Origin of the sequence: Desulfuromonas versatilis, assembly GCF_019704135.1 — a bacterium.
GTDB lineage: Bacteria > Desulfobacterota > Desulfuromonadia > Desulfuromonadales > NIT-T3 > Desulfuromonas_A > Desulfuromonas_A versatilis.
The window spans coordinates 2,243,545-2,256,950 of the sequence record NZ_AP024355.1 but is presented as its reverse complement, the minus strand read 5'-3'; the positions used below and the strand labels follow the sequence as shown (position 1 = coordinate 2,256,950).

At 64.4% G+C, this 13,406-nt stretch carries 11 protein-coding genes and 1 tRNA gene; 5 read left to right on the top strand and 7 right to left on the bottom strand.

Annotation, left to right across the window (positions count from 1 at the left end; all coding sequences use genetic code 11):
* The gene (locus DESUT3_RS10105; protein ID WP_221252355.1) at positions 1–900 is read left to right on the top strand and encodes a hydroxymethylglutaryl-CoA lyase; all 900 of its coding nucleotides are present in this window, start codon (positions 1–3) and stop codon (positions 898–900) included.
* Between the two features lie 127 nt (positions 901–1,027).
* A complete protein-coding gene (locus tag DESUT3_RS10100) occupies positions 1,028–2,590 on the top strand; it encodes an AMP-binding protein (protein WP_221252354.1) in 1,563 nt (520 codons plus the stop codon).
* Between the two features lie 77 nt (positions 2,591–2,667).
* Here the strand turns inward: DESUT3_RS10100 and DESUT3_RS10095 are convergent, their stop codons facing one another.
* Entirely contained in the window at positions 2,668–2,829 is a 162-nt protein-coding gene (locus DESUT3_RS10095; protein WP_221252353.1) for a hypothetical protein, read from the bottom strand.
* Positions 2,830–3,051: 222 nt separating this feature from the next.
* Between DESUT3_RS10095 and DESUT3_RS10090 the strand changes: the two genes are divergently transcribed.
* Complete coding sequence (locus DESUT3_RS10090; protein ID WP_221252352.1) at positions 3,052–6,042, top strand: PEP/pyruvate-binding domain-containing protein; 2,991 nt, start codon at positions 3,052–3,054, stop codon at positions 6,040–6,042.
* The gene (locus DESUT3_RS10085; protein ID WP_221252351.1) at positions 6,039–7,316 is read left to right on the top strand and encodes a serine hydrolase; all 1,278 of its coding nucleotides are present in this window, start codon (positions 6,039–6,041) and stop codon (positions 7,314–7,316) included. Before DESUT3_RS10090 ends, DESUT3_RS10085 begins: the two co-directional genes overlap by 4 nt.
* Here the strand turns inward: DESUT3_RS10085 and DESUT3_RS10080 are convergent.
* Positions 7,276–8,187 carry a serine hydrolase gene (locus tag DESUT3_RS10080; protein WP_221252350.1) on the bottom strand — a complete coding sequence of 304 codons (912 nt, stop codon included), beginning with the start codon at positions 8,185–8,187 and terminating at the stop codon, positions 7,276–7,278. The two genes, DESUT3_RS10085 and DESUT3_RS10080, sit on opposite strands and share 41 nt — an antisense overlap.
* 218 nt (positions 8,188–8,405) lie before the next feature.
* Here DESUT3_RS10080 and DESUT3_RS10075 point away from each other — a divergent pair, with 218 nt between their 5' ends.
* Positions 8,406–9,611: an NTP/NDP exchange transporter gene (locus DESUT3_RS10075; protein WP_221252349.1), complete on the top strand. Its 1,206-nt coding sequence runs from the start codon at positions 8,406–8,408 to the stop codon at positions 9,609–9,611.
* 15 nt (positions 9,612–9,626) lie between these two features.
* On the opposite strand, the gene gltX is transcribed toward DESUT3_RS10075, so the two are convergent.
* The 5 genes from gltX to DESUT3_RS10050 form a co-directional block, all read right to left on the bottom strand.
* Entirely contained in the window at positions 9,627–11,027 is a 1,401-nt protein-coding gene (gene gltX / locus DESUT3_RS10070) for a glutamate--tRNA ligase (protein WP_221252348.1), read from the bottom strand.
* Between the two features lie 156 nt (positions 11,028–11,183).
* A complete protein-coding gene (gene amrB / locus DESUT3_RS10065) occupies positions 11,184–11,984 on the bottom strand; it encodes an AmmeMemoRadiSam system protein B (RefSeq protein ID WP_221252347.1) in 801 nt (266 codons plus the stop codon).
* Positions 11,985–12,019: 35 nt separating this feature from the next.
* Entirely contained in the window at positions 12,020–12,844 is an 825-nt protein-coding gene (locus DESUT3_RS10060) for a sulfite exporter TauE/SafE family protein (protein ID WP_221252346.1), read from the bottom strand.
* A gap of 55 nt (positions 12,845–12,899) precedes the next feature.
* Positions 12,900–12,973 (bottom strand) — tRNA-Cys (locus DESUT3_RS10055).
* A gap of 79 nt (positions 12,974–13,052) precedes the next feature.
* Positions 13,053–13,403 (bottom strand): YajD family HNH nuclease, encoded by a 351-nt coding sequence (locus DESUT3_RS10050; protein ID WP_221252345.1) that lies wholly within the window; start codon positions 13,401–13,403, stop codon positions 13,053–13,055.
* Between the last annotated feature and the right edge of the window lie 3 nt (positions 13,404–13,406).

The window sequence follows — 13,406 nt, the reverse complement described above, 5'->3', positions numbered from 1 at the left end:
ATGAATCTCCCCCCGAAGGTGAGAATGGTGGAGGTCGGCCCCCGCGACGGTCTGCAGAACGAGCCCCGGCCCCTGCCGGTGGCAGCCAGGATTGCCCTCGTCGAGCGCCTGGCGGACGCGGGCCTGCAGACCATCGAGGCCGGCAGCTTCGTCTCGTCGAAATGGGTTCCGCAGATGGCCGACACCGACCAGGTCCTGCGAGGTTTACGCCGCCGCCCCGGGGTCGCCTTCCCGGTGCTGGTCCCCAACCTCCAGGGGCTGGAGGCCGCCCGGGAGGCCGGGGCCGAAGAGATCGCCGTGTTCGGCGCCGCCTCGGAGAGCTTTTCCCGGAAAAACATCAACTGCTCCATCGCCGAGAGCCTGGAGCGTTTCGCCGCGGTCATCGCCAAGGCGCAGGGCTACGGGATGCGGGTGCGCGGCTACGTCTCCTGCGTGCTCGGCTGCCCCTACCAGGGGGAGATCGCCCCGCAGGCCGTGGTCGGGGTCGCCGCCCGCCTGCTGGAGCTCGGCTGCTACGAGGTCTCCCTGGGCGACACCATCGGCGTGGGCACCCCGGCCAAGGCCCAGGCCCTCCTGGAGGCGGTGGCCCGAGAAGTCCCCGTCGAGCGGCTGGCGGTCCATTTCCACGACACCTACGGCCAGGCCCTGGCCAACGTGCTGGCCGCCCTGGAGAAAGGGGTCGCCGTGGTCGACAGCTCGGTGGCCGGTCTCGGCGGCTGCCCCTACGCCAAGGGGGCCTCGGGCAACCTGGCCAGCGAGGACCTGCTCTACATGCTCAACGGGCTGGGGATCGAAACCGGCGTGGATCTTGGGGCCCTGATCGCGGCGGGGGATTACATCTCGGGCCTGCTCGGCCGCCCGTCCCGCTCCAAGGTGGCCTTGGCCATGGCCCACAAGTAATCACACCACGAAGTTCACGAAGCACACGAAGAAAAACCAAAGTCATTTTCTTTTTTTTTCAAAAACCTTCGTGTTCTTCGTGTCCTTCGTGGTCAAAATCTTCTTTGACAGCCAGGAGACCATGACCATGACCCAGAAACTGCATTTCACCCTCGGCACCCTGCTCGAAGACACCGCGCGGCGCTTTCCCGAGCGCGAGGCCCTGGTCTACCCCGAGCGCGGCCTGCGGCTCAGCTACCGGGAGCTCGACGAGCAGTGCAGCCGGGTCGCCAAGGGGCTGCTGGCCCTGGGGGTCAACAAGGGGGATCACCTGGCCCTGTGGGCGACCAACATCCCCGAATGGGTGGTGCTGATGTTCGCCGCCGGGCGCATCGGGGCGGTTCTGGTCACCGTTGACACCAACTGCCAGGCCGCCGAACTCGAGTACGCCCTGCGCCAGTCCGACGCCAGCCTGCTGCTCATGAGCCGCGGGGTCAAGGATACCGACTACTCCCAGGTGCTCACCCAGGTCATCCCCGAGTTCCCCCAGGCCGCGGCCACCAACCTGGCCAGCGCCAAGTTGCCGAAACTGAAAAGGGTGATCTTCCTCGGCGAACCGGCCCCCTGCGGCGCCCTTTCCTACCAGGACCTGCAGCGGCTTGGCGAGAAGGTCACCGATCGCAGCCTGGCCGAGGCGCAGCGCAACGCCTCCCCCGACGACGTGGCCAACATCCAGTTCACCTCGGCGGCGGCCGGCATCCCCAAGGGGGTCATGCTGACCCACTATCAGATCATCAACAACGCCTTTCGGGTCGCCCGGCGCCTCAAATTCAGCGAGCGGGACCGCCTCTGCATCCCGGTCCCCTTCTTCCACTGCTTCGGCTGCGTGCTCGGCATCCTGGGCTGCGTGACCCACGGCGCCGCCATGATCCCCCTCGAGACCTACAGCACCGAGGCCCTGCTCAGGGCCGTCTCGGCCGAGCGTTGCACCTCCCTGTTCGGCGTGCCCACGATGTTCATCGCCGCCCTGGACCACCCCGAATTCTCCCGTTACGAGATGGGCTCGATGCGCACCGGGATAATGGCCGGAGCCCCCTGCCCCATCGAGGCCATGAACCGGGTCATCAAGGACATGCACGCCCGCGAGGTCACCATCGGCTATGGCCAGACCGAGGCCGCGCCGATCATCACCCAGACCGAAACCGACGACCCGGTGCAACTGCGGGTCTCCACCGTGGGGCGTCCATTGCCGGGGGTCGAGGTGAGGATCATCGATCCCGCAACCGGCAACGCCTGCCCGCCGGGACAGTCCGGGGAGATCTGCGCCCGCGGCGACATGGTCATGCACGGGTACTACAAGATGCCCGAGGAAACGGCCCGCACCATCGACGCCGAGGGGTGGCTGCACACGGGAGATCTGGCCGTCATGGACGCAAATGGCTATTACCGGATCACCGGGCGGCTGAAAAAGATGATTATCCGCGGCGGCCAGAATATCTACCCCGCGGAAGTGGAGCAGTTCCTCCAGACCCATCCCGGGATCGCCGAGGTCAGGGTTTACGGCAAGCCCGACCCGAAACTGGGCGAAATCGTCGCCGCCGACGTCAAACTCGCCAAGGACGGAGGCTGTTCGGCGGAGGATATCCGCAGGTTCTGCGAAGGCAGGATCGCCAGGTATAAGATCCCGGCGGTGATAAATATGATCGATTGAGAAATCGCCGGAGCGGTTGGGAAAAGGCTGCCCCTATCGGACTCGGCTACCCCTGAGAGGCTGCCGGGCGCACGCGTTCAGGGGAAAAAGCACTGGCTGGCATCGGTGTGTTTGCGAATGCTGATCCTGCGACGTTCGCAGGCAAGTTCCATCAGATATTTGCAGGCATCGTAGGCCTGGCTGAAGCAATGCCCCTCGATGCAGGTAACGGTTCGAACACAGGATCTCAGTTCCTTCATTTTTCCCCTCACAAAAAAAATCTGCCATCCCAGATTTCGCGCCCCGCTTGACATCCCCGCAATGGCGCGTCCCCGTTTTTGAATTCTAACAGCCCTCCTCCTGGAAATGCTACCCGGCGTCCACCGGGGAGGTCGCTTTCCCCATCGTGTTCAGGCAGTTTGGATATGCTACAATGGCAACTATGACTCGATCACTCCCCTTGTCAAGGATTGCCTGCCAATATGGCGATTTACAGATTTTTTTCTCCACTCTTCCCAGCCCTGCTCGGCAGCCTGCTGGTTCCCGCGGTCACGCTCTGCCAGACGGGTCCGGACCTGCCCTTCGTCCGTGAGGAGATCTCGGTACACGCGACGGGCCCCTTACCCGATACCTTCATTTTAAGACAATGGGTTTCCGACATGAAGGGCCTGCCCCGCGGCCCGTTCAAGCGAATCCGCTGGTTCTGCAGCGACGGCACGGTCCACCCTCCCCGGCCCTATCCCTGCGGCGATCGGGGCGGCGGGGTGCAGCACGGGGAGTGGAGCGACCAGACAAAGCGCCTGAGGGCCCATGGCTGGCTGATCGGCAACGTGCTCGCGGACATCGATGCCAAGAGCTTTACCCGCCATCCGGGTTGGGAAAACCACCTGAAGCAGATCCTGCTCGAGCAGTTCCTGATCGATGCCGATAACGGCTGGATCTTTCGCCGGGCCCGCTATTACCGAGGCGCCCTGCAGGCCGAGAACGAAGAAGCCTCAGGCCGGGGAATCCTCCTGTCCCTGCTCGGGCAAAGGGAATGGGCCCGCGACAACTTCCTGGTGCTTCGCGAAGCGACCAGGTTCATCCCCCATGGACGCCGGGAGGCCCCCCTGACCGAGATGCGGCAACTCTCCACCCGGCTCGCCGAGCAGGACCCGGAATTCACCCCCCTGCGCATCAAACTCCACGTACGCCCCGACCCTGGCGATGCCGCAGCGGTCCGCAGCTTCGCCGCCGCCCGGCCGGCCGGTCCCCCGGACCCCGGCTACGAAAAGCTGGCGGATCTCATCGACCAGGTCTATCGCCCCCGGCGCCTCGACCTGCAGACCGAGGAGCTGGCCCGCTCGGTTAAAAACCCGGATCTTGTCCGCATTCTGCGCCGCTGGTCCGTGGAACTGAGCCCCGAAAATCCCCCCCATGAGCGTTTTGCAGCGGCCGCCCGGGCCCTGGGGGAACTGCGCCACCGGTTCCTGGATGCGGGACACCAGTCCCTGTCGCTGCGGCTGCTGCATCTGAGCCTCGACCTGGAACAGCTGGTATTCGAGCTGGCCAACCGCCGCCTTGACACCCTGTCCCGGGACTCCCGCAGGCAACATCTCGACGGGCTCCGGGCCACCGCCGATGCCCTGTACGGGATGGGCCTGCTTGCCGGCCGCCAACGCGAGGCCCTGGAGGAGTCCTTCGTCCGCCTCGACACGGCCAGGGTGAATGCATCCGACTACAAGGTTGAGCTGGAGTACCTTGGACGGACCTCCCGCTGGGCCGAAGGGCAGCTCCACTTCGTCTTTTCCGAAACCCTGGCCCACCTGGAGCGGCTGGATCCGCGTTTCAGCCTGTACATCCCCGATCGCCTCAGGGGCAGTCCGCTTACGGCTTTTGTCGCCGTTCTCGACACCCTGCTGGCCGAAGCCAACCGAATGGTCGGGATCCGCCACGAACTGTTCGGCAATCCGGTCGCGGCGGGGGTGAGCGGTCTCAATCCGGGGCTGGCCCGGGGGCCGCTGCTGTTTTTGCATCCCCAGGACCCAGAATTCAGGGTTGATCCCCGAGGCATCTACGTGATTCCGGAAACCGTGACCGAACTTTCCCCAGTAGGTGGCATCATCAGCGAAGGCGGAGGCAACCGGCTATCGCACCTGCAGATGCTCGCCCGCAATTTCGGCATCCCCAACGTCGCCCTGGATGGACGCCTGCTGGATACCCTGAAGGCGCATGAGGGCGCTCAGGCGGTGCTCGCCGTCAGCCCTGCCGGGGTGGTGCGCCTGGAACTGGACGGCCCCCAATGGGAGGGGCTTTTCGGCGACCGCCAGGGCCGCCCAGCTGCCATGATCGATCCGGATCCGGGCAGGCTCGACCTGTTCACCCGGGGGATCATCCCCCTGGAATGGCTGCGGGCCTCCGATGCGGGCAGGATCGCTGGTCCCAAGGCAGCCAATCTCGGCGAACTCAAGACCCTCTTCCCCGACCTGGTCCCCGATGGGCTGGTCATCCCCTTCGGCAGTTTCCGCGAACTGCTCGAACAGCCCTTCCCTGATGCTCAGATGACGGCATTCTCCTGGCTCAGCCAGCAGCATCGCCTGCTGCGCCAGCTTCCGCAGGGGCCCGAACGGGAGGCCATGCGGGAGGCGTTTCTCAGCCGGCTCAGAGCCTGGATAGGTTCCGCGGACCCGGGGCCGGAGTTTCGCAGCGGCTTGCGCGAGGCCCTGGCCCGCCATTTCGGCGCGGAGGGGAGCTACGGGGTTTTCGTCCGCAGCGATACCAATGTGGAGGATCTGCCCGGGTTTTCCGGGGCGGGCCTGAACCTGACCGTCCCCAACGTGGTCGGCGACGAAAACATTCTCCAGGCCATCCGCCAGGTCTGGGCCTCGCCCTTTACCGAGCGGGCCTACCGCTGGCGCCAGGATGTCATGGAGAACCCCGAGCATGTCTACGTTTCGGTGCTGCTGATGAAAAGCGTGGCGGCGGAAAAGTCAGGGGTGCTCGTCACTCTCGATGTCGCCAGCGGTCGCCGGGACCGGTTCTCGGTGGCGGTCAACGAAGGGGTGGGGGGCGCCGTGGCCGGACAGCGGGCGGAGGAACTGCTGATCGATCCGCAGACCGGCAGTGCGAGATTGCTGGCCCAGGCAGCCCAACCCACCAGGAACGCCCTGCTCCCCCAGGGCGGGGTGGCCAGAATACCGGCCAGCGGCAGCGAGAGCCTGCTCGATGCGCAGGAGATCGGCATCCTCGCCCACATGGGAAAGGAACTTCCGGCAAGGTTCCCCGGTCTGGTGGATGCGGCCGGCAAACCCGCGCCGGCGGACATCGAATTCGGGTTTGCCGGGGGGCGCTTCGTGCTGTTCCAGATCCGCCCCTTCCTGGAAAACCCCAGGGCTCGCGGCAACATCCTGCTCGCCGGGTTCGACGCCGGGCTGCAAAGAGCCGGCGGCGTGCAGGTCGAAATGAACGGGATTGCCGAAAAAGGCTCACCATGAAAAGGGCGCTGTTGTTCATCTGCAGCCTGGCGCTGCTCTGCTTCGCAGGCCCGGCCTGGCCCTACCCTCTGGACGGTTACGCTCATACCGGGATCGCCCGCCTGGAGGCGGACCGCCTGGTGCAGGCCGGCAAGCTCCGGGGGCGGTGGCTGCCCAAGGGCGCGCTGCTGTCCACCGCGGAGGTCGACCTGCGCCTGTCCGACAAGCCCGGTTTCGCCCTCCCCCCGGTCGACCCGGAGTTTTCGTCCCGCATCGTGGCCCTGCTGGGGGAGGAAGCGGACCGCTATGCGCTTGCGGTGCTCGACCTGAGCGACCCGGCGCACCCCCGTTTCGCCGAACACCGGGGGCACGCCGCCCATAACCCGGGGAGCGTCGGCAAGCTGTTGATCGTCCTCGGCGTTTTCCAGGCCCTGGCGGACATCTATCCCGACGACCCGCAACAACGGTTGCGGGTGCTGCGCGACTCGGCGGCAACCGCGGACCATTTCATCGCCACCGACCATCACAAGGTCCCCTTCTGGAGGCCCGGCGAAGGGGCCATCAGCTATCGCCCTCTGCGCGAGGGGGACCGGGCCAGCCTGTACAGCTACCTCGACTGGATGCTCTCGGCCAGCTCCAATGCCGCGGCGAGCATGGTGCTCAGGGAGCTGCTGATGCTGGTTCACTTCGGCCGGGATTACCCCGTCGCGCAGCCGGTCGCCGAGCGCTTCTGGCGCGAGACCCCCAAGCGGGAACTTTCGGCGCTGCTGGGCAGGGCCCTGCATGAGCCGGTGCCGCGAAACGGCCTGGATCCGAAGGAGTTGAGACAGGGGGGATTCTTTACCTGGAAGGGAAAACAGCTGGTTCCCGGCACCAGCAGTCACGCCACGCCGCGGATGCTGCTGGAGTACCTGCTGAAGTTGGAGACGGGACGGCTGGTCGACGAGTTTTCCAGCCGGGAAATCAAGCGGCTGCTGTACATGACCGAGCGGCGCATCCGCTACGCCTCCTCGCCGGCCCTGCACGAGGCGGCGGTCTACTTCAAATCCGGGTCGCTGTACCGCTGCCGCCCCGAGCCGGGCTTTGTCTGCAAAAAGTACCACGGCAACGTCGAGAACCTGCTCAATTCGGTGGCCATCGTCGAATACCCGGCCCGGGAACCTCGCCTGTTCTACCTGGTGGTGATGATGTCGGACGTGCTGCGCAAAAACTCGGCGGTGGTCCACCAGAGCTTCGGCACCCGCCTGCAGCGCCTCATCGAGGCGGACCACCGCCCGTCGGAGCCTGGCAGATGAGGTCGTCGAGGCCCACGATGAGCTCGCTCAGCCACTTGCCCCCCGCCGGATCGTCGGCCAGGGCCACCGCGATGTAGCGGCGCCCGTCGCGCTCGACGATGCCGCTGTCGGCGTGGAAATTTTGCCAGGTGCCTGACTTGCGGAAGATTTTCGCACCGGGGCGGGCCTGCTCGAGCCCCTTGACGAACTTGTGGTGGATGGCCGGATCGCCGAGAATCTGCTTCATCTCCCGGCTCATCTCGGGGGAGACCAGTTGTCCGGTCTCCAGCAGGTAATAGAAGCGGGCCACCTGGAAGGCGGTGGCGCCGTGGGAGAGGTTGGCCAGGGGATCGCGTTTCCAGGCTGCGGCCTTGCCGTAATCCTTGCCGACCCAGAGACCGCCGTTCAGTCGTGGGTCATAGAGGCGGTAACGGGGGGACTGCAGCAACCGCGCCAGGTAATCCTTGCCGACCAGGTTGAGCATTTCCGTGGCCGCGCTGTTGGAGGAATTGCGGATCATCCGGGTGAGTTTGTCGCGGATCTCCCCGGTGAGGGTCAACTCGCCGGCGGCGATTCGCTCGAAGGCTCCGAGCAGGATGGCGATCTTCGGCAGGCTGGCCGCGTACATCATCCTGTCGCCGTTGACTGCGGCAAACTGCGGTGCTTCCGGGTCGGTGATATCCACCACAGCCACGCACAGCGAGCCGTCGCGCACGGCCCTGTCGAGCTTGAGCGAACTGATGCAGCTTTCCAGTCCGTCCTGGAGGGTGGGGTTGCCGCAGGTGCCCAGTTGGGGATAGGGCTTTCGGGCCTGGGCCGGGAAATCGAGGTTAAGCAGCAGCAGGCTGGCGAGGAGGACAAACAGGGGCAGGCGAAAGAGCGAAACTTTCATCGGGCAGCACCAAAAAGGAAAAAGTAAGATTTAAATCAGAATGGAAACGCTTGCGTTCAGACCGCGCCAAAAAAGGCACAGGAGTTCGCATTATACTGAAACTGCGAAGAAAAATGCAATCCCCAGGGCCTGAAATTCAGCCGGACAGGCGGCCAGCAGACACCACGGGAACCGGAGTCCTGCGGTTAAGGGCCTGTTTTCTCTTTCTGAATTTCCTTTTGATCATCACCGCCCTGTACCAGCTGAAACCGGCCAGCCGCTCCCTGTTCATCCAGTACCTGGGGGCCGAACAGCTCCCCTATGTCTGGATCGGTACCGCCCTGACCATGGCAGCGCTGATCGGCTGGTACCACCGCCTGGTAAACCGTTATGCCCGGGTCAACGTGGTGTTCGGCAGCTGCCTCGCCTTCTGCGCCACCCTGGTCCTGTTCCGCTGGCTGTTCATCCAACCCGGCCCGGCCGTGGCCGTGACCTTTTACATTTTCGTCGACATTCTCGGCGTGGTCCTGGTCGAGCAATTCTGGAGCCTGACCAATTCCATCTACAGCACCCGGGAGGGCAAAAGCTGGTACGGCTTCATCGGCACCGGGGGGCTGCTCGGCGGGGTGCTCGGCGGGGGTGCGGCGGCCCTGATCCTCAAGCTGACCCCGCTGCAGACCCCAGACCTGCTGCTGGTGGCGGCCGGCACCATCCAGGTCATCCTGGGGCTGAGCTGGTTGATGGCCCGCCTCGGACTGTACGGCGAAATACAGGCCAAGGGACGCCCAACGCGGTTCGAGGGGGGCTGGAAGGCCATCAGAAGCAGCAGGTACCTGCTGCTCATCGCCGCCATCCTGCTCCTCGCCCAGTTGGTCGACCCGATCGTTGAATACCAGTTTCTCAAAACCGTCGAGGCCGTCTATCCCGACCTGGAGCCCCGCACCGCCTACCTTTCCGCCTTCTTCAGCGTCCTCGGCGGCGTCTCCATCGCGGTCAACCTGGCTCTGACTCCCCTGGTTCATCGGTTTTTTGGTGTAATTACCGGGCTCCTGGTGCAGCCGCTGATCCTGGGTTTCTGTTCCCTGGGCTTTTTCTTCCACCCCACCCTGCTTTTCGGCGCAGCCACCAAGATCAGTGACCGCGGCCTCTCCTATTCCATCAACCGGGCCTCCAAGGAACTGCTCTACATCCCCATCGACTCGCTGCTGATCTACCAGGCCAAGGCCTGGATCGACATGTTCGGCTATCGGCTGTTCAAGATTTTCGGCGCCTTTGTGATCCTGGCGTTCACCCAATGGCTGCCCTTTTCCCTTAGCGTGCCGCAGTTGAGCTGGTTCACCTTCGGCATCTGCCTTCTCTGGGTACTGCTCATCCTGTTCATCCGCCGGGACTATACGAACCTCGAAAAAAAAGCCCCGATTCCCAGGAATCGAGGCCTTTGGTAAAAAATATCAACGATCCTAACCCTTCAGCATCGCCAGGGCATTGCGCAGCCGGCGCAGCGACTCCTGTTTGCCGAGCACTTCCAGCACTTCATAGATGCTCGGGCTGGTGGTCCCGCCGACCAGGGCGACGCGGACCGAGGGGCCGATCTTGCCGAGCTTGAGGCCGGTGGCCTCCATGACGGCGGCGAAGGCGGTTTCGATACCGCCGTGGTTCCACTCGGTGCAGGATTCGAGCTGGCCGAGCAGGGCCTCGAACACCGGCTGCTTGTCGGCGCTGAGGAACTTGGCCACCGCCTCGGGGTCGAAATCCAGCTCCTTCCGGAAGTAGAAGGCCGCCCCCTGGGCCATCTCCACCATGGTCCGGGCCCGCTCCTGCAGGGTTTTGACCACCGCGGCGAGTTCGGGGCCACCGGCAGTGTCGACCCCCTGCATCTGCAGGTATTCCTTCAGCAGCTCGCCGAGCCGCACGGGATCGCCGGTCTTGATGTAGTGCTGGTTGAGCCAGAGCAGCTTCTCGGGGTTGAACACCCCGGCCGCCCTGCCGACATTTTCCAGGCTGAACTTCTCGATCAGCTCCTCCATGGAGAAAATCTCCTGGTCCCCGAAGGACCAGCCGAGACGCACCAGGTAGTTGACCATCGCCTCGGGGAGGTAGCCCATCTCGCGGTAGGCCATCACCGAGGTGGCCCCGTGCCGCTTGGAGAGCCGTGCCTTGTCGGCGCCGAGGATCATCGGCACGTGGGCGAATTCGGGCACCGGGTAGCCGAGCCCCTGGTACATGAGGATCTGCCGCGGGGTGTTGTTGACATGGTCGTCGCCGCGGATGACCAGGTTGATCCCCATGGTGGCGTCGTCGACCACGACCACGAAGTTGTAGGTCGGCGTGCCGTCGCTGCGCTGAATGATGACGTCGTCCAGCTCCTCGTTGTTGAAGCTGATGGTCCCCTTGATCCGGTCGTCGAAACTGGTGACCCCGTCCTGCGGGGATTTGAAACGCACCACGAAGGGCAACCCCGCCGGCTGGTCGGCGCGATTGCGGCAGGTGCCGTCGTACTTGGGCTTGCCGCCGCTTTTCAGGGCCGCATCGCGCTTGGCCTCCAACTCCTCGGCGCTGCAGTAGCAGCGGTAGGCCTTGCCCTTGTCGAGCAGTTCCTGAACCTTCTCGCGGTACAGGTCGAAACGCTGGCTCTGGTAAAAGGGTCCTTCGTCGCAGGAAAGCCCCAGCCACTCCATGGCCTGCAGAATGGCATCCACCGACTCCTGGGTGGAGCGGGCCACGTCGGTGTCCTCGATGCGCAGCACGTAGGTGCCTTTTTCCTTTTTGGCCAGCAGGTAGTTGAACAGCGCGGTGCGGGCCCCACCGATATGCAGGTGGCCCGTCGGGCTGGGAGCGAAGCGGACACGAAGGTCGGACATGGGGGACTCCTTGAAAGCAGTGGACAGTGGTCGGTGATCAGTGGTCAGCATGAAAGAAAAGGCCACCTTTTCGGTGGCCCAATTTATATACTTTAGCCTCGACAAGTTCGCAAGGGTTTAATTCTCACCACTGCCCACTGCCCACGGCCTCCCCCCCTACTCCACGATGACTCCCGCGTACCCCACCACCTCGGACTGGTCCCCGGTGACCTCGCCCGAATTGCCGTAACGGACCAGGGTGGCCTTCTGCGCCCCCATCTCCAGGGCGGCAGCCAGCATGACCACCACCGGCACCACCCCGCACATGGTGATCCCCTTCTCCCGGACCACCAGGTAGAGCCCCTGGGGGTCGAGATCCAACACCTTCTCCAGGGCCAGCATGTCCTTTTTCCGCGCGCGCTCCCCGGATTCGTAATGGGTCATGTCCGAGCTGGCGACCATCAGCACATCGTCGTGACGCGCCAGGGTTTTTCCCAGGTGCCGCCCCAATTCGAGCAGCTCATCCAGGGCGGCCCCCCGCAGGCAGATGGGGACGATGGAGGCCCCTGGAGCCCGGGTCTGGATGAAGGGGACCTGCACTTCGAGGGAATGCTCGAAGCGATGGCAGGTCTCGTCGGCGGCAAGGGCCGGGCAGCCCTGGAGGATTTCTTCGGCCAGGGGTTCGTCGATCCGCGCTTCGCCCAGGGGCGTCAGCCAACTGCCCCCGGCATAGACCCCTGCCCGATGGCCGAGTCCCTGGTGGTTGGGTCCGAGAATCACCACCCGCCGCGGCACCTCGACGCGGGCGAAGGTTTCCCCGGCGATCGCTCCGGAGTAAAGGTATCCGGCGTGGGGAGAGACGATTCCGAAAGCTTTGTGCGGCTCCCGGGAAACCGGAATCAGTCGGCCGAGGGAGTGGCGGAGTTCTTCGGCGGTGCCGGGATAAAACTGCCCGGCGACGGCGGGATTGCGCCGCATGCAGGCCTCCTTGGGGCAAAGCTCGCGGACCCGGGTCAGAAATACAGGTTCTTGACGATCATCCGCAAGCCGATGATCAGCAGAACCGCGGCGAAGATATATCTCAGTCTATCATTGGATACCCGGCCGGCAACCCGAACCCCAAGCCGGGCCAGGAGGATGGTGAAAGGGGCCACCAGAAAGGCGACCAGGACATTGACGTAACCCAAGGAGTAGGGAGGCAGTTGGGCATTGCCCAGGCCGTGCAGGGTGTAGGAGAGCGCGCCAGTGAAGGCCGAAACCACGATCAGGGCGCTTGAGTTGCCCACCGCCAGGTGAATCGGCAGCTGCAGCACGATGACCATCAGCGGAACCGCGATGACCCCGCCTCCCACTCCGAAAAACGCTGAAAACGCCCCTCCGGTCAGCCCGACCAGCAGCAGGGCATAAACGGGGACCTGGTTGCCGCGCTCGGGCGGCAGATGAGGATGCAGGAAATACATCTTGAGGGCGACCAGGATCTGCATCGCCCCGAAAGCCACCTTCAGCCACTCTCCCGAGAGACCGGCTGCGGCCGAGGCCCCTGCGACCGCCCCCAGGGCGGCGCCGATGCTGAGGTAGAGCACCTGGTGCCAATCGACGTTGCCCCGCTTGCGGTGCCCCAGGGTGCTGCTGATCGCGGTAGGCAGGATGATGGCGAGGCTGGTGCCGAAGGCCAGGTGCACGATCACCTCGGGATGAAACCCCGCGGTGCTGAACACCCACAGAAACAGCGGCACCAGGATGATACCGCCGCCGATGCCGAGCAACCCCGCCAGAAACCCGGCCAGGGAGCCCAGCAGCACGAGCAGCGTGATGATCGGCAGGGTCAGCAGATGCATGGTGCCCACAGGAAAAAGAAAAGCCAGCCGCAGGCGGCTGGCTTTGTTCAGCGATTGGAGGCCCCGACCAGATTCGAACTGGTGATGGAGGTTTTGCAGACCTCTGCCTTACCACTTGGCGACGGGGCCTTTACGGCGTTGGGTGCCGCTAAAAGCTCGGTATTGATACCAAATCGGCAATGGGGTGTCAAGGGTAAAAATCCCGGTTTCATCCCCTGCCCTTGCCAGCCCCGGAAAGATAGTCGCCGAGCAGGCTGCGCGAATGCTCGTCGTCGTGGCAGTAGATGCAGAGGTTCTCCCAGTTGCTGCCGTCGGGCGGATTGTTGTGGTGGTTGCCGTCCTTGTGGTGGACGGTGAGCAGGTGCAGGGTGCTTGCCTCGAATTCCCGGCCGCACTTGGCGCAGATCCAGCCATGAAGCTTGAGGGATTTTTCCCGGTAATTTTCACCGTCGGCCATTTCTCCGCGCAGCTTCCTCACCAGTGTATCCGCCTCTTCCTGACTTTTTACCGCGGGCGGTGTCGGCCCCCGTTTGCCGCGGGGTTTGAATGATCTTCCCATGCT